Genomic DNA, 22,105 nt, shown 5'->3' with positions numbered 1-22,105 from the left:
AACTGCAAAAGGAAAGGAGGAGCACAAAATGATTCGCCTGAAGAAAAACGTGGAGTTGCCAGCGGCCGGGCTGACCGGTTTCGAGACGCCGCTGAGTGAAGAGGAAAGTGCGATCCAGAGCAGCGTCCACCGCTTTGCGCGCGACGTGCTTCGTCCGATTGGCCGGGAGCTCGACCGCATGACGCCGGAAGATGTGATTGCCCCCGGGTCGCCATACTGGACGGCCATGATCGAGAGCGCAAAGCTCGGGCTCGACCCGCAACTGATTGCGCAATTCCCGCCAGAGATGGGTGTTCGGATCGAGTCGATTATCGGCGAAGAGCTCGGCTGGGGCGATTCCGGTCTGGCGGTTTCGCTCGGTGTTGCGGGCATGCCGTTGATGATGGCTCAATCGGTCGGCAATCAGGAACTGATCGACATGTGTACCGGCAAGATCGGCTGCTGGGCGAATACGCAGCCCGATCGCGGTTCTGACGGGGCGATTCTCTACCGCGAAGAGATCAGCGCGCATGGCAAGCAGCCGGTCGGGAACGTCTACGCCAAGGTCGGTGCAGACGAGATCATCATCAACGGGCAGTACTCGTCGTGGGTGTCGAACGGATCGGTGGCACAGGTCGCGCTCGCCTACATGGCAGCGGACTATGGGGATGGTTTCTACGGTACCGGCGAGAACGCTGCCCAAACGAACGGTATTGGCATGATCATTCCGCTCGATCTGCCAGGCATCTCGCGAGGCAAGCCGCTGGACAAGATCGGCCAGCGCGCGCTGCCGCAGGGCGAGATCTTCTTCGACAACGTCAGGGTTCCGAAGCGTTTCGCCATTGCGATGAAGGATGAATACCTCGGCAACCTGACCTCGACGTGGTCATTCGGTGGAACGCATATGTGCCAGGTCTTTACCGGCGTGGCTCGCGCCGCGTTTGAAATGGCGCTGGCCTATTGCCACGAACGCAAGCAGGGCGGCGGCTTCCTCATCGAGCACCAAATGACGCAACTGCGCCTGGGCGACATGCTGCGCCGGCTGGAGATGGCACGTGCCATTGCCCGTCGCAGTCTCGCGTTCGCGCGGATGTCGCCGCAAACCCATCCCTACGCGACTGCGCAGGCCAAGGTCAGCGTGACAGAGGAAGCCATGAAGATCACGCACGAGGCATTCCAGCTCTTCGGCGGCAACGGGACCACGCGCGAGTATCCGATCGAGAAGCTCTTCCGCGACGTCCGGTCCGCGTTGATCGAAGACGGCGAAAACTACCACCTCACAATGCGCCTTGGCGTGCTCGCAAGCCGGCTCTATCAGAACGGCTGGACGAAGGAATAAGCGGGACGCGCCGTCGTTCCCGGGTTGGAGCGGGCGGCGCATCTCCAGATTCCGCGACGGGCAGCGGCCGAGCGTTTCGGACCGCATTTGTTTGAGAGGCCGGTGCAATACGACGCTGTATTTGAATCGTGGAGCGCCTTGCCCGGCGAGCCCAGTTATGGAGCATGGCACAACGTGACGTTTCCATTAAGGAGGTCATGGTGAATATGATTAGTATTTCGAAACAAGTTTCGATGGCGGTCCTGTTGGTTTCCGTGGCTGTTGTTGCCCACGCCCGCGGAGGCGGAGTATCTCGTCCTGACCGATCGATTCCGCATTCGCTGGCTTTGTCGAGTGAGAATCCGGCCGAATCGGACGCAGCGACGGCGAAAGCAAACGTGAACATGGCTCAGGCGGCAAGCGCCAGTCCGGTTTCGGGAAAAACCCGGGCCCAAGTGCAGGCGGAAATCCTGCAGGCAGGAGAGGCGGGGATGCTTCCATCGCGTGGCTTCGACTACCCGCCGAACGCGGACACGATTTCACGGAATCGCGCGCGATATCTGCGGCTCGAGCAGGCGTGGAAAGACGACGGAGTGCTTCCTGACGCGAGCCAGTAAGCAGCGTCGAGGATTGAATCAGGAGACGAAATGAAAGTGCTGGTAGCGGTGAAGCGTGTCGTTGATGCGAATGTGAAAGTTCGCGTCAAGGCTGACGGATCGGGAGTCGATTTGGCGAACGTGAAGATGAGCATCAATCCATTCGACGAAATCGCGGTCGAGGAGGCGGTGCGGCTGAAGGAGGCCGGCGTTGCGACGGAGGTGATTGTCGTTTCGTGTGGCGCGAGCACATGCCAGGAGACATTGCGGGGGGCGCTGGCGATCGGCGCGGATCGCGCGATCCTCGTCGAGTCGAACGACAGCGTCGAGCCGCTGGCCGTCGCGAAGATTCTGAAAGCGCTGGTCGACAAGGAACAGCCGCAGCTGGTGATCCTCGGCAAGCAGGCGATCGACGACGACTCGAACCAGACGGGCCAGATGCTGGCCGCGCTGGCGGGTCTCCCGCAAGCGACGTTCGCGTCGAAGGTGACGATCGCCGATGGCAAGGCCACGGTTGCGCGTGAAGTGGACGGCGGCGCGGAGACGCTGTCCCTGACGCTGCCGGCCGTGGTCACGACCGACCTGCGCCTGAACGAGCCGCGTTACGTGACGCTGCCGAACATCATGAAGGCGAAGAAGAAGCCGCTGGAAACGGTGAAGCCGGAAGACCTCGGCGTCGATGTCGCGCCGCGTCTGAAGACGCTGAAGGTGGTCGAGCCGCCGAAGCGCGCGGCCGGCGTGAAGGTGCGGGACGTGAAGACGCTGGTCGAGAAGCTGAAGACCGAAGCCAAGGTGCTGTAAGAGGGAACGGAAAGAAATGACGATTCTGGTGATTGCAGAACACGACAACGCGTCGATCAAGGCCGCGACGCTGAACACGGTGGCGGCGGCAGCGAAGATTGGCGGTGACATCCACGTGCTGGTCGCGGGCCACAACGCGCAAGCGGCGGCCGACGCGGCAGCGAAGATCGCAGGCGTGTCGAAGGTGCTGCTGGCCGATGCGCCGCAACTGGCCGCAGGCCTGGCGGAAAACGTCGAAGCGACAGCGTTGAACATCGCGAAGGACTATTCGCACATCCTCGCGCCGGCCACCGCGTATGGCAAGAACATCGCGCCGCGTATCGCCGCGAAGCTGGACGTCGCGCAGGTCTCGGACATCACGGCGGTCGATTCGGCCGACACGTTCGAGCGCCCGATCTACGCCGGCAACGCGATCGCGACGGTGCAGTCGAGCGATCCGATTAAGGTCATCACGGTGCGTGCAACGGGTTTCGATCCGGTTGCAGCGGAAGGCGGCAGCGCGTCGGTCGACAAGATCGCAGCGGCGGCAGATGCCGGCAAGTCGCAGTTCGTGAGCCGTGAAGTGACGAAGCTGGACCGTCCGGAACTGACGTCGGCCAACATCATCGTGTCGGGCGGCCGCGGTCTGGGCAGCGGCGAGAACTACACGAAGGTCCTCGAACCGCTGGCGGACAAACTGAATGCAGCGCTCGGCGCATCGCGTGCCGCGGTCGATGCGGGCTACGTGCCGAACGACTACCAGGTCGGCCAGACCGGCAAGATCGTCGCGCCGCAGCTGTACATCGCGGTCGGCATCTCGGGTGCGATCCAGCATCTGGCGGGCATGAAGGATTCGAAGGTGATCGTCGCGATCAACAAGGATCCCGAAGCGCCGATCTTCAGCGTGGCCGATTATGGCCTCGTCGGCGATCTGTTCACGCTCGTGCCGGAGCTGACGTCGTCAATTTGAGCGGGCAAGCCGAAGCGGTGAACCGCACAGGGCGGGCGCCGTCATCATGTAGATAGAGGCTGTATGGCAAAAAAATCTTCTCCAACCAGTACGGCAAACCTGCAGCGCAGGCAATGGCTCAAATATGCGGGGGCCTCGGCTGCCGTGGGCACGCTCGCCATGAGCGCCCAACAGTCGTATGCCGCAGTCACCACGGGCGCGCGAAGCACTGACGGCATTCTCGATGTCGCCATCATCGGTGCTGGACTGGCCGGCCTGACTGCCGCGCGAGACCTGCGTAAGGCGGGCTGCGAGTCCTTTCTGGTGCTCGAAGCCCGGGACCGCGTGGGAGGGCGAACGCTCAATTACAACATTCCCGGTGGGTACGTTTCGGAAGTCGGCGGACAATGGATCGGTCCGGGCCAGACTGCCGTCGCCGATCTCGCGCGCGAACTGGGCGTCGGAACTTTTCCAACCTATTACGACGGGAAGACAGTCGTTCTGGGCGGTGAAGGGCGCGTGACAGTCGATCTGAAGGGCACCTTCGGTACCGACGAGGCGGTCGCGGCCAAGCTCAGCAAGCTCTCGCGCGACGTCCCCGGTGGTGCGCCGTGGAAGTCTTCGAAGGTCGGCGAACTGGACAGGCTTTCGATCGGGGATTGGCTGGCGAAGCAGGATATCAAGCCGGAAGACCAGGTGAGCTGGAATGCCAGCATCATTCTCTCGGGTGGCGCGGCGCCGGCAAAGATGGGGTTGCTGCATTTCCTTTCGATGATCAATTCGGCGGATTGCGATTATTCTCAACTCGACGCCATCAAGCACAGCGCCCAGGAAACCCGCTTCATCGGCGGCTCGCAAATCCTCAGTATCAAGATGGCCCAGCAACTCGGCGACAAGGTCCGCTTGTCTTCACCGGTTCGCCAGATTTCCGGATGGGACAGCGACGTCGCCACTTTGCATACCGACCATGAAGAAGTACGGGCGCGTACGGTCATCATGGCCATTCATCCGGCCTTGTGTCATCAGATGCAGTTCGATCCGCCCTTGCCCGAAAAGCGTGCGGCCCTGCAGGGCGCCTGGCCCGCGCATTCCCCCGCGCGGAAGACGGCCATGGTTTATCGCCGCCCGTTCTGGCGCGACAAGGGCATGAACGGCAGCATCTTCCAGGTCAATGGCCCCATTCTTTGGGCCTTCGACAACTCCCCGCCCGGTGGGGAGATCGGGGTCATCAACGCGTTCGTCGGGAATGCGATGGTCCCGTCCGAGCGGGACGCTGCAATGGCCATGCACAAGCAGTTCTACGCGCAGGCATGGGGCGACGAAGCGCTTTCTCCCATCGCCTATCACGATCAGGACTGGAGCAAGGCCGATCCCTGGACGATTACCTGCGTTTCCGCAATTCCGCCGGGCTTCTGGAGCGCGCACGGCGAGGCGCTGCGCCCGTCGTGCGGCAAGCTGATCTGGTCGGGAACGGAGACGGCAGATATCTGGGCCGGTTACATGGATGGCGCGGTGCGTTCCGGCCATCATAGCGCACTTCAGGCGCTGAATTCCCTGCGTCGAGCGTAGGAGGATATCAATGAAAAAAATTCTATTATTTGGCATTCCTCTGGTTGCCGTCCTGCTGCTCGCCATTTTTGGTTCCGATCTGCTGGGCCTTTATCGACTTCAGAGCTATGTCACGACGTCGGCGGCCGCTTACGTTGCCGATGGCGGGCCGTGGCCGCACGTGGTCGACACCTGCACCGTCTGCCATGGAGTCAAAGGAAACTCGCTCCATCAGGGATATCCGAGCCTGGCGGGGCAGCCCGCGCCTTACCTGGAAACACAGCTCCACAATTTCGCGAGTGAGGCGCGGCGCAATCCGAACATGGGACCTCTCGCTAAGACGATGAGCGATCCGCAGATCAAATCGCTGGCTGCGTATTTCGCAAGTGTGACTCCGGTCGCGAATCACTACTTCAAGCCGGATGCACGGTTGCGCGAGAAGGGACAGCGCCTGGTGGCCGCGGGCAACTGTGTCGCATGTCATGGTGCCCAACTGATGGGCCACGACCAGTTTCCGCGGTTGGCCGGTCAGGGATACGACTATCTGCTTGCGCAGTTCGACGAGTTCGCTTCCGGCATCCGCAGTGAACCCACAGGCGTCATGAAAAATCTGGCGACTGGTTTTTCGCCAGAAGACCGCAAGGCCATTGCCATCTATCTGGCAAGCCTTGACCCGAAGAAAAATTAACCTATCAGATACAACCGGAGTTTGGAGTTAGTCATGGACCTCAGATCTGTCGTTCTCGTTCTCTCTAGTGCGTTGCTCGCGTGGAGTTCATTTTTCCACGGCTGGAAGTTCGTCAAAAGACGCAACTTTCTTCTCGGGCTGGAGATGTGGATTGTGGGTATCTCCGCGACGAACGCTATCGGATACTTTGCCACCGGGAACGCCGTTTCCTATGAGGTAGCGCATTTCTTTGACGCGTTCTCCCGTGGATTCGGCATGCCTATCATCGCCGTTGCGGGTCTGATGGCGATTACGCACGGGTACAAGCCGACAGTTCGCCAGGACGTCGCGGCATTTGTCGTCCCGGCTGCACTCACATTCGTCCTCGTGGGATCGGACCTCATCGCTCCGGTTTTGCCCTACTTCTATCTGACGATGTGGATCCTGCTGTCGATCTATCTCGCGTACTTCATTAAAAGGCTTCTGGAAATAGGTGAGACGCTCCGTGCGCTGGCCTTGGCGTTAGGCCTGGTGACTTCACTCGGCATTGCGGGTATTTATGATTTTTACAAGATCCCGGGCGACGAAACGAACGTGTTTTTCAATTTCTACACCCTTGCTTTGTGCTCGTGGGCCTACCTCATGGCGGCGATCTATCACGGCTATTGTGCTATCGAGGGAACGAAAAGCGGCGGGGCCGTGCTGAAATCGCCCACACCGTACCGCAGCTGACCTGTCTTCTCGACGCGCTCTCGAACGCCAGCGAGGTGGTCATCGTGCTGGTTCTGCCTCTGTGGATGTTGTTGTTCGGTGGGCAGTTGCTGGGCCGCGCACGAAAGCAGCCGGCACGCTTGCAAGGTGTTAGAGCGACCACCTAAAGCCAACTCTCAAACGTATCTCAACACAGGATTGAATATGACTACCCTGATCGTGAACTACCCAAGCACGGAAGGTGCGACCTTTGACCGTGAGTATTACCTTTCGAAGCATGCTCCCCTTGTCGGCTCGGCGTGGAGCGAGTTCGGTCTGCAATCGGCCGAAGTCCTGTTTCCATCAACGAAAGCACAACCGTTCGCATGCGTTGCGATACTGCGTTTCAACGATCAGGCCGCGATTAATAGGGTCCTTTCTTCCGCTAAAACTGCCGAGGTAATGGGTGACGTGAAAAACTTCACCACTATCACTCCGACGATTTTCTGCGCGGACGATTGACGGATCGCTCGGCTGGCCCGACTTCGTCACTACCGTCGGGCCTGCAATCCCTGGGATAAACGATGCCATGTGAAAAATAGAATTTCCGATGACACTATTGATTGGAATTCCTCTAGAAGCTGCCGCCGGCGAACGGCGCGTTGCGACCGTGCCCGAAGTGGTCGAGAAGCTGATCAAGCTGGGCTTTTTGGTCGCCGTCCAAAGCGGCGCCGGTGCCGGCGCCAACTTTGACGACGACGCGTATCGTGCGGCCGGTGCGGGCATCGCCGCTACGGCGGCCGAGCTGTGGTCGGGCAGCGATATCGTTTTCAAGGTGCGCCCGCCGAGCACGGAAGAAGTCGCGCTGATGCGCGAAGGCGGCACGCTGATCGGCTTCGTGTGGCCCGCGCAGAATCCCGAACTGATGCAGCAGCTGGCCGCGAAGCGTGCCACCGTGCTCGCGATCGATTCGCTGCCGCGCACGCTGTCGCGCGCACAGAAGATGGACGCGCTCACGTCAATGGCCGGCATCAGCGGCTACCGTGCAGTGATCGAGGCCGCGCATGCGTTCGGCCGCTTCCTGAACGGGCAGGTCACCGCGGCCGGCAAGGTCCCCCCGGCCAAGGTGTTCATCGCCGGCGCCGGTGTGGCCGGTCTGGCCGCGATCGGTACGGCGGCCAGCCTCGGCGCGATCGTGCGCGCGAACGACACGCGGGCGGAAGTGGCCGACCAGGTCAGGTCGCTCGGCGGCGAGTTCGTCAAGGTCGACTACGAAGAAGAAGGCTCGGGCGGCGGCGGTTACGCGAAGGTGATGAGCGAAGGTTTCCAGCAGGCGCAGCGCGCGATGTACGCGCAGCAGGCGAAGGATGCCGACATCATCATCACCACCGCGCTGATCCCCGGCAAGCCGGCGCCGAAGCTCATCACCGCCGAGATGGTGCAGTCGATGAAGCCCGGCAGCGTGATCGTGGACATGGCCGCCGAACAGGGCGGCAACTGCGAACTCACGGTGCCCGGCGAAGCCGTCGTGCGCCACGGCGTGACGATCGTCGGCTATACCGATCTCGCATCGCGCCTGTCGCGGCAATCTTCCACGCTGTATGGGACCAACCTGCTGCGTGTGATCGAGGAGCTGTGCAAGGGCAAGGACGGCACGATCAACGTCGACTTCGACGACGATGCGATCCGCGGCCTCACCGTCATCAAGGAAGGCAACGTCACGTGGCCGCCGCCGATCAAGCAGGCGGTCGTCGCGCCCAAGCCCGCGGCAGCGGCACCCGCAGCCGCCGCACCGGCGAAATCGAAAGGCCACGGTCACAGCGGCGAGCCGATGTCGGCCAAGTCGCTCGCGATCGTATTCGCGATCGGCGCGCTGGCGTTCCTGTGCGTCGGCCAGTTCGCGCCGGCCAGCTTCCTGTCGCATTTCACGGTGTTCGTGCTCGCGTGCTTCGTCGGCTACATGGTGATCTGGAACGTCACGCCGTCGCTGCACACGCCGCTGATGAGCGTGACCAACGCGATCTCGTCGATCATCGCGATCGGCGCGCTCGTGCAGGTCGCGCCGCCGCTGGGCGAGCTGGCCAACGCCGGCGACCGTCCGTCCGGGCTGATCCTCGGCCTCGCGGTGGGCGCACTCACGCTCACGGCCGTCAACATGTTCGGCGGCTTCGCGGTGACACGACGCATGCTGGCGATGTTCCGCAAATAAGGGGACGAAAAAGATGACTTCAAACCTGACTACCGTCTCCTATATCGGCGCCGCGATCCTGTTCATCCTCAGCCTCGGCGGCCTCGCGAACCCTGAAACCGCGCGTCGCGGCAACCTGTTCGGCATGGTCGGCATGCTGACCGCCGTGCTGGCCACCGTGCTCGGCCCGCGCGTGTCGGCCGCGGGCATTCCGTATGTGAGCGCCGCGCTCGTGGTCGGCGGCGCCGGCGGCCTGTACGCCGCGAAGAAAGTGCAGATGACGCAGATGCCGGAACTGGTCGCGCTGATGCACAGCCTGGTCGGTCTCGCGGCCTGCCTCGTCGGCTTCGCGAGCTATATCGACACGTCGGTGCAGTTCACCGGCGCCGAGAAGGCCATTCACGAGGTCGAGATTTATGTCGGCATCCTGATCGGTGCAATCACGTTCACAGGCTCGATCATCGCGTTCGGCAAGTTGTCGGGCAAGATCGGCGGCAAGCCGCTGCTGCTGCCGGCGCGGCACTGGATGAACCTGGCCGCGCTGCTGATCGTGATCTACTACGGCCGCGCGTTCCTGCATGCGGAAAGCATTCAGGACGGCATGCTGCCGCTCGTCGTGATGACGGTGATCTCGCTGCTGTTCGGCGTGCACATGGTGATGGCGATCGGCGGCGCGGACATGCCGGTCGTGGTGTCGATGCTCAACAGCTACTCCGGGTGGGCGGCGGCGGCGACCGGCTTCATGCTCGGCAACGACCTGCTGATCGTGATCGGCGCGCTGGTCGGCTCGTCCGGTGCGATCCTGTCGTACATCATGTGCCGCGCGATGAACCGCAACTTCATCAGCGTGATCGCCGGCGGTTTCGGCAGCGGCGTGGGCGCACCGGCGGCAGCCGGCGGCGGCGCTGCGCAGCCGGCCGCTGAAGCGGTGGCGGTGAGCGCGGCGGAGACGGCCGAGCTGCTGCGCGAGGCGAAGCGCGTGATCATCGTGCCGGGCTACGGGATGGCCGTGGCGCAGGCCCAGCACACGGTGTTCGAACTCACGAAGCTGCTGCGTGAAAAGGGTGTCGACGTGCGTTTCGCCATTCACCCGGTCGCGGGCCGCATGCCGGGCCACATGAACGTGCTGCTGGCCGAAGCGAGAGTACCGTACGACATCGTGCTGGAAATGGACGAGATCAACGGCGACTTCCCGGAGGCCGACGTGTCGATGGTGATCGGCGCGAACGACATCGTGAACCCGGCCGCGCAGGACGATCCGACGAGCCCGATCGCGGGGATGCCGGTGCTGGAAGTGTGGAAGGCGAAGACCTCGATCGTGATGAAGCGCAGCATGGCCTCCGGCTATGCAGGCGTCGACAATCCGCTGTTCTACAAGGACAACAACCGCATGTTGTTCGGGGATGCGAAGTCGATGCTCAATGAAATCTTTGGCGCGCTGGCGGTCTGATTGTCCATTTTACTTGCCGCGAGATCGGGGCGGAACTGCGCCCCGACTTGCGCACGATTCGTGACGTTTTCTCGGAACGCGCACGCCCTGATGGCGCACGGGGAGCAATTCCTGACGACGCCTTTCTACCCAGCGAGAAACCGTCTAAAGCAGGCTTGACGGGACTATTGCGCCAGGCCGATGTCTGCGCCGCAAGTCTGCTGACCATCAACGAATTCAAGCGCGGGACCCTACGCTGCATCCTTGGCGTCAATTCTTCCGTGCGCAATGCGAATCGCCATGGCCATCATCAGGTCGAAAACGCGGTCAATGTCCCCCCATTGCTTCGGCAGACCGAACATCAGGGTCGCTACGCCCTCCATCTGTGCCGCGATGAGTGTCGCGCGAGCGAGGCATTCACGCGCGGTAGCAGACGAATCTATCTCGCGCACCAGGTCGGCGTAAATCGCCCGATAAGCAGCGTAGATTCGTCTTACGAGCTTACGGGTGACATCTGAGTGCTGGGCTAGCGCGAACATTTCGACCGCGAATCGACATACCCTCGGATCGCAGGCTTCCTCGAAAACGTCCTCGACGATTTCACGCAGGCGCTCGAGCGCAGGTTTGCCGCTTGGCCTGCCCATTTCTACATAGCGATCCAGATAGGCCTTCAGCAGTGCGCTAATGGTCGAGTGAAGCAGGTCATCGTGCGTGGGAAAATAGTGCTGGAGCGCGGCCGGCAGGATACCGAGTTCCCTCGCAACTCGCGCCTGTGTGAAGTTCGCATATCCTTCCGACGCCAGGAGGTTAGCGGCAGAAGAGATTATCTCGTTGGTCTTTATCTCTCGACGCTTCCCTTGGAGCGTTGGCCGGTAGTCGAGGACGTCCTTTCCTGTTTGGCGCGTGCTCAACTCGAGCAATCCGTGCTGGATATGCCCTTCGGACCCAAAGACGCCGACGTGAGTATTGCTGCTACCCTGTGCGTGGGGTTTGCGCGAGCTGTGAAGGGGGCCACCGTATTCGAGCACCTGTCCTGACAAGCTGACAATCAATTTTATAGCTCGCTTTGTCACGCGAATAAATTCTGTATGGTCCTTATCCGAGCCCCCGCCTTGATGGGAGAGAATCATCATTCCGGAGGTCTGCGCGATAAGAACGGATGCACGCACGAAGCACTCTTCGTTTGTCAAAGCCGGGTGGATTTCCGAGAGCAGCTTCACAAACATGCCCCGATATTCCGCGTACATATTGTCGAGGAGTTCCGCAGCATAGGGTTCATGCTGAGCGAAAGCCCAGACTTCAAACAGGAACTTCGGTAGATCGGTTTCGTTGATATCGCGAAATATGCGCTCTACGAGCGCAGAGCAACGCCGCTCGGCGCTGGTGCCGGGCCGGCTTGCGATTTCCGCGTAGTCGTTGAGCGTCTGGCGCATATACGCCCGCAGCGCCGTACGCAGCAATTCATCTTTCGTGCGGAAGTAGTATTGGAGGTTTCCTTGTGCGATTCCGACCCGACGCGCTACGCGACGCGTCGCGAATCCAGCGTACCCATCTTCCTGAAACGTCTGCCGAGCGGCAACGATGATCTGCGTGATGCGCAGTTCCCGGTTTCGCCCTGCAACTGGCCCGCCGTCGGGCCTTGCTCTCTCCAAGGTTCCTCGCTCCGGCGATCTCTCTTGCACGTCGGCTCTCCTCAATAGAACTACTTTAGATTATAGGTCGGTTCGATGGTATGCAAAAGCGTCGTCGATGCGATCTCGGTGAAGCAAGTTTCGGACACCTGCTCGCATTTGTGACAATCGCCCTGTCTGAATAATTAGGGGCGGATTTGCACGAGGCCGAGGAACGGCACGTAACTGGAGAATTGTTCACACCAGTCGGTGTTTCCCCTGCGTTTACCAAGCTTGATTTTAGGCCGGTGCACAGCTATTCTTAGGTCATGAATAAAATAAATCTAGGTCCATCACATGGACAAATTGGCTTGATGAGAGGATGGTTACGGGGCTGAGGATGAAGGAGTGCGAGATGAGCAGCAATGTAGTTTCTTTGCGGAGTCTGATCGACAAATGGTTGGCCCCGACACCGGCCTCGCCGGTCCGCTTGACCCGGTTCCGTTATGCGGCACCCAGACCCACGCGATGTGTCCGCGCAGAATCTCTTCTGGCGTCAGGCTCCTTGGCGCTCATCTTTTTCCAGCACGACGACGGATCGTGGTGTGTATTTCCTCCTTCTTCGGAGCGGCCGGCGATGCGAGCCTGGCTGAAGGCCGAATGAGGAAGGCAGGCGTATTCGTCGGGATTGAAGGGGAATTGCGATGGACATCGAAAAGATTGCAAGCGATTCGGGCATGCTGGTCGTGCTGGATGGGCGGATCGGCCGCGAAGAGTACAAGAGCGTGTACGGATCCTTGCAAGCTCTTCAGCGCTTTGCCAACAGCGTCCGCGAGTTGGTCGCGAGCGAAACGTGCGGTGTCCGCATTAATCGGGCGCCGGAATCTTTAATTTGATCCACGGTGTTAATGCTGTTGTTGTTGCTGGACAGTACGCCTCTGTTTTTTTTCGAGTGAGTGGTCAGGACGGAATATCCTGTTTCTACTCTATTTTTTCACCTTTGTCGTTGTGATCTAACTTCGTCAGACCGTTCCAGGGAAGACTCCGCCTGAACCGTTCGTGACTACGTGAATTTAAGGAGCTTAGTCATGCTAACGAACGCGAAACAAGAGCGTATCGGTAAGCCACGAACAATTGCTTATCGACTCCGCGGTAATGTCTTTGCGGCAGTTGTGATGTTCGGGTCGCTAACGGGACTGTGCTATGGCGCTGATTTTCCAGTTTGGCCAACATCCACTCAAGCTGTCGACGTGCCGCAAGGGGGAATGCCTACTGCGGAGGAAATCGCAACTGTTGTGAGTACCCGCTTTCACATCGGATTGCACGATGCGTTGCAAATCGGTCACGCGGTGCTGAATGCTGCGAAGCGTTCCACAATCTCACCGCTGTTATTGCTTGCAGTGATCGCCGTCGAATCCAGTTTCGACCGTTTCGCGGTAAGTGTGGTTGGCGCCATGGGACTCATGCAGGTGCTTCCGTCTCAACACGCAGACCGTGTCCTTCGCACGTCTGATTTGACAGACGCGCGCACAAACATCCGTATCGGGTGCGCAATTTTGCAAGACTACATAAGAGCGTCAGGTGGAAACCTCGACGACGCATTATATCGGTACAGTGGAGGCGCCAAGGGTTACGCGCGACGTGTAGCCGATCACTTGAGCATGATGAAAGCGGAACTCGGTTTGTAGTCGCGGTCCCGTTCGAGCAGGATCATCGGACGGTCAAGCGGCGCATCCGGGCCATGCTGGGATTCAAGTCTATTCGATGCGTCCTGATCCTGCCGGGAGGCATCGAAGTTATGCACATGATCGTCAAAGGACAGATGAAGTGCGTTCGCGCAACTCATCCGACCTCCATTGACCTCTCCTATTGCACCGACGCTTTTCTGGAGGTCGGGCCGGAAGCTTGCAAGTCGAGGGCGTTCCGGGCCGCTGTACAATCCGAACGGTTTAGTCTACGGGCACGCGATGACCGGCTTACATTCCCGTTCCGCCCAGCGCGGGCGCGCACTGCCGTCGCCGGGCGCCACGGTGCCGATCTCGCTCGTCAACGGTTTCCTGGCGAGCGCGGGCGTGGGGCGCGATGTGATCGAAGGCTATCTGTATGAAGCCGGCATTGCAATCGAGTTGCTCGGCGAGCCGCATTCGCGCGTGACGGAAGAGCAATTCTCGACGCTGTACCGCACGCTCGCGATTGACCTCGACGACGAGATGCCCGGCATCTTCTCGCGCCCGCTGCGCGGCGGCACGCTGAAGTACCTGTGCCTGAGCCTGCTCGATGCGCGCAACCTTAAAACGGCGCTCCATCGTTTCGGCCAGTTCTTCCATATCCTGCTCGACGACTTCTTCGTCGAATCGAGGAACGACGGTCTCATCGTGCAGGTAATGCTGCGGCCGGATGCGGCCATGGGCCCAATCAGCCCGCTCGGCCAGGAGCTGATGCTCAAGCTCGTTCACGGCGTGTGTTCATGGCTGATCGGGCAGAAGATCCCGCTGCTGCAGATCGAGCTTGCGTGCCCGCGACCGCGCCATGCGGTCGATCACCTGTACTTCTTCTCCGGGTCCGTGAAGTTCGACTGCGAGCGCACGCTTCTGCGCTTCAGCGTGGACTACCTCGACGCGCCAATCCGGCAGAGCAAGCGCAACCTGCAAAAGTTCCTCGCTCGCGCGCCAGGCGACTGGATCTTTGAATCATTCAGCGAGCAGCTTGTGTGCCATCGCGTGCGGCAATACCTGTCGGCGGCGCTGCCCGACCTGCCAATGATCGATCTGGTGGCCGAGCATCTGCATTGCTCCGTACGCACCTTGAGCCGTCACCTGGCCGCCGAAGGCACGACGTTCCAGGTGCTCAAGGATGAACTGCGGCGAGATATCGCAATCCAGCGGCTCACCGACACGCCCGACACGATCGCGGCGATCGGCGCCGACATTGGCTTTGACGATCCAAGCGCGTTCCATCGCGCGTTCCGGCACTGGACAGGCAGCACACCGGGGACTTATCGGCGGCGTGCATAGCGCGCGGAGCGGGTACAGCCGTTTTTCCGACGCTGAATCACCTGGCCGACTCACTGCGCCCGCTCCAATGGCCGGCTCCTGTATGCGACCCACAGCCGGCTTCCGTTGCCGGCCCCTCCGCGAATCTCACCACCGCTTCCGCCCCGCCGATCGGCACAACGGTGCGCATGTCTTTTCGCAGAGACCGGATTCGGGGAAACCCGACGCGGCCGGCTGCCTTCAGCATCGCCCGTGCATCGCGTGGCCGGTTTTGTCACCATGAGGGCCGGATATGACAATGGGAATTCGTCACGGCGGCGGTAGGATGCGTCACTACGTCTCCTGGATCTGGCCGGTTTTGCCGTATCGGACCTTGTGAGGCACTTCATTTACCGCCTGATTGGAACATCGACCATGAGCTATACCGCCCCCGTCAAGGACATGCTGTTCGTGCTCAGGGAACTCGCGGGCATCGACACCGTTGCGCAGCTTCCGGGCTTCGAGGATGCCGGTCACGACACCGCGCATGCTGTGCTCGATGAGTCGGCGAAACTTTGCGGCGAGGTGCTGGCACCGCTGAACGTCGAAGGCGACCGCAATCCGAGCAGCTGGAAGGACGGCGTCGTGACCGCCACGCCGGGCTTCAAGGAGGCGTTCCATAAGTTCGTCGAGGGCGGCTGGCAGGGATTGCAGCATCCGGCCGAGTACGACGGTCAGGGGTTGCCGAAGCTGATCGCGGCGCCGTGCATCGAAATGCTGAACGCATCGAACCTGTCGTTCGCGCTGTGTCCGCTCCTCACCGACGGCGCGATCGAGGCGCTGCTGACGGCCGGCAGTGACGAACAAAAGCAGCGCTACGTGCCGAAGCTGATCTCGGGCGAATGGACGGGCACGATGAACCTGACCGAGCCGCAGGCCGGCTCAGATCTCGCGCTGGTGCGCTCGCGCGCCGAGCCGCAGGGCGACGGCACGTACAAGGTGTTCGGCACGAAGATCTTCATCACGTGGGGCGAACACGACATGGCGGACAACATCGTCCACCTGGTGCTTGCGCGCACGCCGACCGCGCCGGAAGGCGTGAAGGGCATTTCGCTGTTCATCGTGCCGAAGTTCCTGGTCAACGAAGACGGCTCGCTCGGCGCACGCAACGACGTGCACTGCGTGTCGATCGAGCACAAGCTCGGGATCAAGGCGAGCCCGACCGCAGTGCTGCAATACGGCGACCACGGCGGCGCGATTGGCTACCTGATCGGCGAAGAGAATCGCGGCCTCGAATACATGTTCATCATGATGAACGCCGCGCGCTTCGGCGTCGGGATGCAGGGGATCGGCGTCGCCGACCGTGCATACCAGAAGGCCGCCGCATTCGCGAGGGAGCGCGTGCAGAGCCGCCCGGTCGACGGATCGGCCAGGCAGTCAGTCACCATCATCCATCACCCAGACGTGCGCCGGATGCTCGGCACGATGCGCGCGCTGACCGAAGGCGCACGCTCGCTCGCGTATGTCGCGGCCGCGCACAGCGACATTGCCCACCACCATTCGGACGAGGCGACGCGGGCACGTCATCAGGCAATCTACGAATATCTGGTGCCGGTCGTGAAGGGCTGGAACACCGAGATGGTGAACGACGTGGCAAGCCTCGGCGTGCAGGTGCACGGCGGGATGGGCTTCATCGAGGAAACCGGCGCCGCGCAGTATTACCGTGACGCGCGGATCCTGGCGATCTACGAAGGCACGACAGCGATTCAGGCCAATGATCTGGTCGGCCGCAAGACGCTGCGCGACGGCGGCACGGTCGCGAAGGCGCTGATCGCCGAGATCGGCGACACGGTCGCGGCGCTCGGCAAGGTCGACTGCGCGGCGGCCGCGTCGATGAAGGCGCAGCTGGAGAAGGGCGCGCACTCGTTGTCGACGGTGATCGACTACGTGCTCGCGAACGCGAAACAGGACCCGAACGCGGTGTTCGCGGGCAGTGTGCCGTACCTGAAGCTGGCGGGCATCGTGCTGTGCGGATGGCAGATGGCGCGCGCACTGCTGGCAGCGCACGCGAACCGCGCGAGCGACACGGCGTTCTTCGATGCGAAGATCGCGATCGCACAATGCTATGCGGAACACGTCCTCGTGCAGGCAGGCGGGCTCGAAGCGTCGATCGTCAGCGCAAAGGGCAACAACAGCGTGCTTGCGTTGTCGGAAGGCCAGTTCTAACCGTCACGGTCGAGGCGCAGGAGGAGACAGGATTTTGACCACACAGGACTTGCTGGCGCAATATGGCCCGCGCGAATCGATGGAATACGACGTCGTGATCGTCGGTGGCGGCCCGGCCGGCCTGTCTGCGGCGATCCGCCTGAAGCAGCTGGCAGCGGAAAAAGGCGTCGAGCTTGGCGTGTGCGTACTGGAAAAAGGCTCGGAGATCGGGGCGCATATCCTGTCGGGCGCGGTGATGGATCCGCGCGCGATCACCGAACTGATTCCGGACTGGAAAGAAAAAGGCGCGCCGCTGACGGTGGACGTGACCGAAGACAAATTCCTGTTCCTGACCGAAACCGGCTCGAAGAGCGTGCCGACCTGGGCGTTGCCGGACAATTTCAAGAATCACGGCAATTACGTGATCAGCCTCGCGAATGTCACGCGCTGGCTGGGTCAGCAGGCCGAGGCGCTGGGCGTGGAAATCTTCCCGGGTTTTCCGGCGGCGGAGATTCTGTATAACGACGATGGCTCGGTCAAAGGCGTCGCGACCGGCAATCTGGGCATCGGCAAGGACGGCGAGCCGACCGAAAACTTCCAGCTCGGCATGGAGCTGCACGCGAAGTACACGCTCTTCTGCGAAGGCGCGCGTGGGCATCTGGGCCGTCAGCTGAACGATAAATTCAAGCTGCGCGAAGGCGCCGATCCGCAGGTCTACGGGATCGGCATCAAGGAACTGTGGGAAATCGATCCTTCGAAGCACAAGCCGGGTCTGGTGATGCACACCGCCGGCTGGCCGCTGGAGAACGATACTTACGGCGGCTCGTTCCTGTATCACATGGACAACAACCAGGTGGTGGTGGGCTTCGTGGTCGGCCTCGGCTACACGAACCCGTATCTGTCGCCGTTCGAGGAATTCCAGCGTTACAAGACGCATCCGGCGATTCGCGCGGTGCTCGAAGGTGGCAAACGTGTGTCGTACGGCGCACGCGCGATCACGGCCGGCGGCCTGATGTCGCTGCCAAAGCTGGTGTTCCCGGGCGGCGCGCTGGTCGGCGACGATGCGGGTTTCCTGAACGCGTCGCGGATCAAGGGCTCGCATGCGGCGATCAAGACCGGCATGCTGGCTGCCGAAGCGGCATTTGAAGCCGTGCAGGCAGGTCGCACCAGCGATGAACTCACCGCGTATCCGGAGAGTTTCAAGACTTCGTGGCTGCACACCGAACTGCACCGCGCGCGCAATTTCAAGCAGTGGATGAGCAAGGGCCTGTACCTCGGCACGCTGATGGTCGGCATCGAGCAGAAGCTGCTGGGCGGCAATGTGCCCTGGACGCTGCATCACCAGCATTGGGATCACGAGATGCTCAAGCCGGCTTCCCAATGCAAGCCGATCGTGTATCCGAAGCCCGATGGCAAGCTCACGTTCGACCGGTTGTCTTCCGTGTTCATCTCGAACACCAACCACGAAGAGAATCAGCCGGCTCACCTGACGCTGAAAGATCCGTCCGTGCCGGTGAATGTGAACTGGCAGACGTATGCCGGGCCGGAGTCGCGCTATTGCCCCGCTGCGGTTTATGAGTTCGTGAAGAACGACGACGGCAGCGAACGCCTCGTGATCAACGCGCAGAACTGCGTGCACTGCAAGACCTGCGATATCAAGGACCCGACGCAGAACATCGTGTGGGTCACGCCGGAAGGTGGCGGCGGGCCGAATTATCCGAACATGTGACGCAAACGCATCCTGCGCCTGCGGGCGCGAACGAACCGGAGTGAGACGATGAGCAATGCAGCGAAGGAAGTCGTGGTGGTGAGCGGTGTCCGTACCCCGATCGGCGATTTCGGCGGGAGCCTGAAGGATTTCTCGCCGACAGATCTCGGTGCGAAGGTCGTGAGCGAAGTGCTGACGCGGGCGAACGTGCCGGGTGATGCGGTCGGGCACGTCGTCTTCGGCCACGTCGTGAACACGGAACCGAAGGACATGTATCTCGCGCGCGTCGCGGCGATCAACGGCGGCGTCGCGCAGCATGCGCCCGCGCTGACCGTGAACCGTCTGTGCGGCTCCGGCCTGCAGGCGATCGTGTCGGCCGCGCAGACCATCATGCTCGGCGATGCCGACGTCGCGATCGGCGGCGGGGCGGAGAGCATGAGCCGTGCGCCGTTCACCGTGCCGTCCGCACGCTTTGGCCAGCGCATGGGCGACGCCAGGCTCGTCGACATGATGCTCGGCGCGCTGCACGACCCGTTCCAGGCGATCCACATGGGCGTGACGGCCGAGAACGTCGCGAGGAAATACGGCATTTCACGCGAGGCGCAGGATGCGCTCGCGCTCGAATCGCATCGTCGTGCGGCGCGCGCGATCGCGGAAGGCCGCTTCAAGGATCAGATCCTGCCGATCTCGATTCGCACGAAGAAAGGCGAGGTCGCGTTCGACACCGACGAGCACGTGCGTCACGACGCGGGCTCCGACGATTTCACGAAGCTCAAGCCGGTGTTCGCGAAGGAGGACGGCACCGTGACGGCCGGCAACGCATCGGGCATCAACGATGCGGCCGCCGCCGTGTTGATGATGAGCGCGGACGCCGCGCGCGCGCAGGGCGCGAAGCCGCTCGCGCGGCTCGTCGCGTATGCGCACGCGGGCGTCGACCCGGCCTACATGGGCATCGGCCCGGTGCCGGCCACGCGGAAGGCGCTCGAACGAGCGGGTCTCAAGATCACGGATCTCGATGTGATCGAAGCCAACGAAGCGTTCGCCGCGCAGGCCTGCGCGGTCACGCAGGAGCTCGGCCTCGATCCGGCCAAGGTCAACCCGAACGGCTCGGGCATTTCGCTCGGCCACCCGATCGGCGCGACGGGCGCGCTGATCACGGTGAAGGCGCTGTACGAACTGAAGCGCATCGGCGGGCGTTATGCGCTCGTAACGATGTGTATCGGCGGCGGCCAGGGGATTGCGGCGATCTTCGAGAACGTCTGATAATCGACCGCTCAGCAGCCGAACACACAGCACCGAACATAAGGAATCGTCATGGCCATTCAAACCGTCGGCGTCGTGGGCGCCGGAACCATGGGCAACGGTATCGCGCAGACCGCTGCCGTTGCAGGACTGAACGTCGTGATGATCGACGTCAGCGACGCGGCGCTCGACAAGGGCGTCGCCGCACTGAAGGGCAGCCTCGAGCGGCTCGTGTCGAAGGAGAAGCTCGACGCCGGCGCACGCGACGCCGCGCTCGCGCGCATCAATACGTCGACTGATTACGCGAAGCTTGCCGCGGTCGACATGGTGATCGAAGCCGCGACCGAAAACGTCGAGCTGAAGGGGCGCATCCTGAAGCAGATCGAGGCCGTCGCGCGCCCCGATGCGATCATCGCGACCAACACGTCGTCGATCTCGATCACCGCGCTCGCCGCGCTGCTGGCTGATCCGTCGCGTTTTGTCGGCGTGCACTTCTTCAATCCAGTGCCGCTGATGCCGCTTGTCGAGATCATTCGCGGGCTGCAGACGAGCGATGCGACTGCGTCCGCGGTGCGTGCGCTGACCGAGCGTTTCGACAAGTCGCCGATCGGCGTGCGAAACGCGCCGGGCTTCGTCGTGAACCGGATCCTCGTGCCGATGATCAACGAGGCGTTCTTCGTGCTTGCCGAAGGCATCGCGTCGGCCGAGGAGATCGATGCTGGGATGAAGCTCGGTGCGAACCATCCGATCGGGCCGCTCGCGCTGGCGGACCTCGTCGGCCTCGACGTGTGCCTCGCGGTGATGGACGTGTTCCAGAAGGACTTCGGTGATCCGAAGTATCGCGCGTGCCCGTTGCTGCGCGAGATGGTGACGGCGGGGCGGCTGGGGCGCAAGACGGGGCGCGGGGTGTACGACTACGGCAAATAAGCAGCCGCGAATAAGTGGCACGCGATTGTCCGCGCGTGCGGCCGCGCCCCTTCGGTCGGCGCGGCCGCGTGCCGCGCGTCGGCACGTCCCGTCGTAGGGGCACAGCGATGGATCATGGTGCGTCTATCCACTTGCAGGTTGCCGGCCGACGATGGAGCAGCATCCTGGCCACAACCACTTAGGCGGGACCGAACCCGAGACTTCCTGAGGACTGGGGAACGGTTCCCAACCGCGGCCACCATTTGAGATCTCCCCGACTAGCCGGATACCGCTTCACATTGGCGGCGGCCTCATTAACCAATTCAATCGTCTTGTCGATGCTGACTTCAAGATTGAGCCAGACTGGAGCTGCCTGAACAACAGCGACCTTGTATTTCGGATGAACAAGAGGCATGACAATCCACTCCTGAAAGATGGCGAAGCCGAACAGACCTGAATTCAGGCGGCGACTCCGGGCTAAGGGCAAGCCATACCTTAGTCAACAACCTCAGCAAGCTTGCGCTCAGAGCAGGCGCATCCGATGGTCTGCATCCCGTATTTGCGTCCTGGCTTCAGATTCCGCAATGAAAGAGCGTGCCGGCGCACTTCTTTTGCGGGCAGCGGACCGCCGTGGCCCATGTGAAAACGCTGCATGCCCGCGTTGACCATGCTCATCAATTCAACACTGACAGCCTGCGGATCATCCTCGAACGGGGGCCGCAGGGCATGGCTCGTGCGGATCAATCCCCCGAGAAATACTCCGGAGGCGACGAGGTCGCCAACCAGCGCGTCGCCACTGCCCAGCTCAACCGATACGGAGCCAGCCGTGTGGCCGGGCGTGTACCTTGCCACGCCGTCGATTCCAAAGCGACTGAGATCGAAACTGGCATTGTCTTGCAGCAGGATATCCGGCGTGAAGGGCAGGTAGGCCTCGCCGGGCACGCCCGATCGCAGAAAGAGCGGTCCCCACCAATGGGCGACGCAGTATGTCATCTCCTTGCGCCGCTCGTAGTAGTCCAGATCTCCGGCATGCGCGAGGATCGGGGCCCCCGTCAGTTCACGCAGTCGCGCAGCCGCGCCGGCATGGTCCGTATGCGCATGAGTGACCACGATCAAGCTGACATCACGAAAACCGCGCCCGTGCTTCGCCAAAGCGCGCTCAATCTTGTCCTCTGAGCCCGGCGTGCCCGTGTCCACGAGAACACAGCCCGCTTCACCGATGATCAGGTGGCAGTGGACCATGCCGAACGGCAGGATAAGAATCGTAATGATGGAGGGTGTGTTCATGATGTGTGTCCCTGTCGGCTGTTCATGGCGT

General features: G+C 61.8%; 20 protein-coding genes and 1 pseudogene. 18 read left to right on the top strand and 3 right to left on the bottom strand.

Annotation, left to right across the window (positions count from 1 at the left end):
- Positions 1-28 precede the first annotated feature (28 nt).
- The 10 genes from B0G82_RS20265 (at position 29) to pntB (ending at position 10,165) form a co-directional block, all read left to right on the top strand.
- Positions 29-1,318, top strand: coding sequence for an acyl-CoA dehydrogenase family protein (locus tag B0G82_RS20265; protein WP_116121069.1), 1,290 nt, complete (start codon positions 29-31; stop codon positions 1,316-1,318).
- Between the two features lie 197 nt (positions 1,319-1,515).
- Positions 1,516-1,914 (top strand): DUF4148 domain-containing protein, encoded by a 399-nt coding sequence (locus B0G82_RS20260; RefSeq protein ID WP_158608173.1) that lies wholly within the window; start codon positions 1,516-1,518, stop codon positions 1,912-1,914.
- 30 nt (positions 1,915-1,944) lie between these two features.
- The gene (locus tag B0G82_RS20255) at positions 1,945-2,694 is read left to right on the top strand and encodes an electron transfer flavoprotein subunit beta/FixA family protein (RefSeq protein ID WP_121308812.1); all 750 of its coding nucleotides are present in this window, start codon (positions 1,945-1,947) and stop codon (positions 2,692-2,694) included.
- A 16-nt stretch (positions 2,695-2,710) separates the two neighbouring features.
- Entirely contained in the window at positions 2,711-3,643 is a 933-nt protein-coding gene (locus tag B0G82_RS20250) for an electron transfer flavoprotein subunit alpha/FixB family protein (protein ID WP_121308811.1), read from the top strand.
- Between the two features lie 63 nt (positions 3,644-3,706).
- Positions 3,707-5,191, top strand: a complete 1,485-nt coding sequence (locus B0G82_RS20245) for an FAD-dependent oxidoreductase (RefSeq protein WP_121308810.1) — start codon at positions 3,707-3,709, stop codon at positions 5,189-5,191.
- Positions 5,192-5,201: 10 nt separating this feature from the next.
- Positions 5,202-5,858 (top strand): c-type cytochrome, encoded by a 657-nt coding sequence (locus B0G82_RS20240; protein ID WP_116121076.1) that lies wholly within the window; start codon positions 5,202-5,204, stop codon positions 5,856-5,858.
- A 33-nt stretch (positions 5,859-5,891) separates the two neighbouring features.
- Positions 5,892-6,569 carry a hypothetical protein gene (locus tag B0G82_RS20235; RefSeq protein ID WP_121308809.1) on the top strand — a complete coding sequence of 226 codons (678 nt, stop codon included), beginning with the start codon at positions 5,892-5,894 and terminating at the stop codon, positions 6,567-6,569.
- A gap of 183 nt (positions 6,570-6,752) precedes the next feature.
- A complete protein-coding gene (locus B0G82_RS20230; RefSeq protein WP_106285734.1) occupies positions 6,753-7,049 on the top strand; it encodes an EthD family reductase in 297 nt (98 codons plus the stop codon).
- Positions 7,050-7,137: 88 nt separating this feature from the next.
- The gene (locus B0G82_RS20225) at positions 7,138-8,736 is read left to right on the top strand and encodes a Re/Si-specific NAD(P)(+) transhydrogenase subunit alpha (protein WP_121308808.1); all 1,599 of its coding nucleotides are present in this window, start codon (positions 7,138-7,140) and stop codon (positions 8,734-8,736) included.
- A gap of 13 nt (positions 8,737-8,749) precedes the next feature.
- Positions 8,750-10,165: a Re/Si-specific NAD(P)(+) transhydrogenase subunit beta gene (pntB, locus tag B0G82_RS20220; RefSeq protein WP_121308807.1), complete on the top strand. Its 1,416-nt coding sequence runs from the start codon at positions 8,750-8,752 to the stop codon at positions 10,163-10,165.
- A gap of 230 nt (positions 10,166-10,395) precedes the next feature.
- Here the strand turns inward: pntB and B0G82_RS20215 are convergent, their stop codons facing one another.
- Positions 10,396-11,826 (bottom strand): TetR/AcrR family transcriptional regulator, encoded by a 1,431-nt coding sequence (locus B0G82_RS20215; protein WP_121308806.1) that lies wholly within the window; start codon positions 11,824-11,826, stop codon positions 10,396-10,398.
- Positions 11,827-12,458: 632 nt separating this feature from the next.
- Here B0G82_RS20215 and B0G82_RS20205 point away from each other — a divergent pair.
- From B0G82_RS20205 to B0G82_RS20170, 8 genes and pseudogenes are all read left to right on the top strand, one after another.
- A complete protein-coding gene (locus B0G82_RS20205; RefSeq protein WP_121308805.1) occupies positions 12,459-12,650 on the top strand; it encodes a hypothetical protein in 192 nt (63 codons plus the stop codon).
- Between the two features lie 192 nt (positions 12,651-12,842).
- Complete coding sequence (locus B0G82_RS20200) at positions 12,843-13,442, top strand: lytic transglycosylase domain-containing protein (protein ID WP_121308804.1); 600 nt, start codon at positions 12,843-12,845, stop codon at positions 13,440-13,442.
- 14 nt (positions 13,443-13,456) lie between these two features.
- Positions 13,457-13,582, top strand: a pseudogene (locus B0G82_RS40140) (IS6 family transposase); the annotation flags it as partial.
- Between the two features lie 40 nt (positions 13,583-13,622).
- Positions 13,623-14,768, top strand: coding sequence for an AraC family transcriptional regulator (locus B0G82_RS20190; protein WP_241974983.1), 1,146 nt, complete (start codon positions 13,623-13,625; stop codon positions 14,766-14,768).
- A 393-nt stretch (positions 14,769-15,161) separates the two neighbouring features.
- Positions 15,162-16,952 carry an acyl-CoA dehydrogenase gene (locus tag B0G82_RS20185; RefSeq protein WP_121308802.1) on the top strand — a complete coding sequence of 597 codons (1,791 nt, stop codon included), beginning with the start codon at positions 15,162-15,164 and terminating at the stop codon, positions 16,950-16,952.
- A 34-nt stretch (positions 16,953-16,986) separates the two neighbouring features.
- Complete coding sequence (locus B0G82_RS20180) at positions 16,987-18,660, top strand: electron transfer flavoprotein-ubiquinone oxidoreductase (protein ID WP_121308801.1); 1,674 nt, start codon at positions 16,987-16,989, stop codon at positions 18,658-18,660.
- A gap of 48 nt (positions 18,661-18,708) precedes the next feature.
- Positions 18,709-19,902: a beta-ketothiolase BktB gene (gene bktB / locus B0G82_RS20175; RefSeq protein WP_121308800.1), complete on the top strand. Its 1,194-nt coding sequence runs from the start codon at positions 18,709-18,711 to the stop codon at positions 19,900-19,902.
- A gap of 51 nt (positions 19,903-19,953) precedes the next feature.
- Positions 19,954-20,808 carry a 3-hydroxybutyryl-CoA dehydrogenase gene (locus B0G82_RS20170; RefSeq protein ID WP_121308799.1) on the top strand — a complete coding sequence of 285 codons (855 nt, stop codon included), beginning with the start codon at positions 19,954-19,956 and terminating at the stop codon, positions 20,806-20,808.
- Positions 20,809-20,986: 178 nt separating this feature from the next.
- Here the strand turns inward: B0G82_RS20170 and B0G82_RS41220 are convergent, their stop codons facing one another.
- Positions 20,987-21,202 (bottom strand): hypothetical protein, encoded by a 216-nt coding sequence (locus B0G82_RS41220; protein WP_199730145.1) that lies wholly within the window; start codon positions 21,200-21,202, stop codon positions 20,987-20,989.
- Between the two features lie 80 nt (positions 21,203-21,282).
- Positions 21,283-22,074, bottom strand: a complete 792-nt coding sequence (locus tag B0G82_RS20160; RefSeq protein ID WP_116145238.1) for an MBL fold metallo-hydrolase — start codon at positions 22,072-22,074, stop codon at positions 21,283-21,285.
- Between the last annotated feature and the right edge of the window lie 31 nt (positions 22,075-22,105).

This window comes from Paraburkholderia sp. BL17N1 (assembly GCF_003634175.1).
GTDB lineage: Bacteria > Pseudomonadota > Gammaproteobacteria > Burkholderiales > Burkholderiaceae > Paraburkholderia.
Note: the sequence above shows the minus strand (reverse complement) of the source record. Positions and strands in the feature narration are given on the sequence as shown.

What these genes read in the sequence shown, in the direction of transcription:
- B0G82_RS20265 (WP_116121069.1), top strand. Translation starts at nt 29, where the DNA reads ATGATTCGCCTGAAGAAAAACGTGGAGTTGCCAGCGGCCGGGCTGACC.
- pntB (WP_121308807.1), top strand. Translation starts at nt 8,750, where the DNA reads ATGACTTCAAACCTGACTACCGTCTCCTATATCGGCGCCGCGATCCTG.
- B0G82_RS20250 (WP_121308811.1), top strand. Translation starts at nt 2,711, where the DNA reads ATGACGATTCTGGTGATTGCAGAACACGACAACGCGTCGATCAAGGCC.
- B0G82_RS20160 (WP_116145238.1), bottom strand. Translation starts at nt 22,074, where the DNA reads ATGAACACACCCTCCATCATTACGATTCTTATCCTGCCGTTCGGCATG.
- B0G82_RS20260 (WP_158608173.1), top strand. Translation starts at nt 1,516, where the DNA reads ATGGTGAATATGATTAGTATTTCGAAACAAGTTTCGATGGCGGTCCTG.
- B0G82_RS41220 (WP_199730145.1), bottom strand. Translation starts at nt 21,202, where the DNA reads ATGCCTCTTGTTCATCCGAAATACAAGGTCGCTGTTGTTCAGGCAGCT.
- B0G82_RS20185 (WP_121308802.1), top strand. Translation starts at nt 15,162, where the DNA reads ATGAGCTATACCGCCCCCGTCAAGGACATGCTGTTCGTGCTCAGGGAA.
- bktB (WP_121308800.1), top strand. Translation starts at nt 18,709, where the DNA reads ATGAGCAATGCAGCGAAGGAAGTCGTGGTGGTGAGCGGTGTCCGTACC.
- B0G82_RS20255 (WP_121308812.1), top strand. Translation starts at nt 1,945, where the DNA reads ATGAAAGTGCTGGTAGCGGTGAAGCGTGTCGTTGATGCGAATGTGAAA.
- B0G82_RS20245 (WP_121308810.1), top strand. Translation starts at nt 3,707, where the DNA reads ATGGCAAAAAAATCTTCTCCAACCAGTACGGCAAACCTGCAGCGCAGG.
- B0G82_RS20205 (WP_121308805.1), top strand. Translation starts at nt 12,459, where the DNA reads ATGGACATCGAAAAGATTGCAAGCGATTCGGGCATGCTGGTCGTGCTG.
- B0G82_RS20170 (WP_121308799.1), top strand. Translation starts at nt 19,954, where the DNA reads ATGGCCATTCAAACCGTCGGCGTCGTGGGCGCCGGAACCATGGGCAAC.
- B0G82_RS20200 (WP_121308804.1), top strand. Translation starts at nt 12,843, where the DNA reads ATGCTAACGAACGCGAAACAAGAGCGTATCGGTAAGCCACGAACAATT.
- B0G82_RS20240 (WP_116121076.1), top strand. Translation starts at nt 5,202, where the DNA reads ATGAAAAAAATTCTATTATTTGGCATTCCTCTGGTTGCCGTCCTGCTG.
- B0G82_RS20235 (WP_121308809.1), top strand. Translation starts at nt 5,892, where the DNA reads ATGGACCTCAGATCTGTCGTTCTCGTTCTCTCTAGTGCGTTGCTCGCG.
- B0G82_RS20225 (WP_121308808.1), top strand. Translation starts at nt 7,138, where the DNA reads ATGACACTATTGATTGGAATTCCTCTAGAAGCTGCCGCCGGCGAACGG.
- B0G82_RS20230 (WP_106285734.1), top strand. Translation starts at nt 6,753, where the DNA reads ATGACTACCCTGATCGTGAACTACCCAAGCACGGAAGGTGCGACCTTT.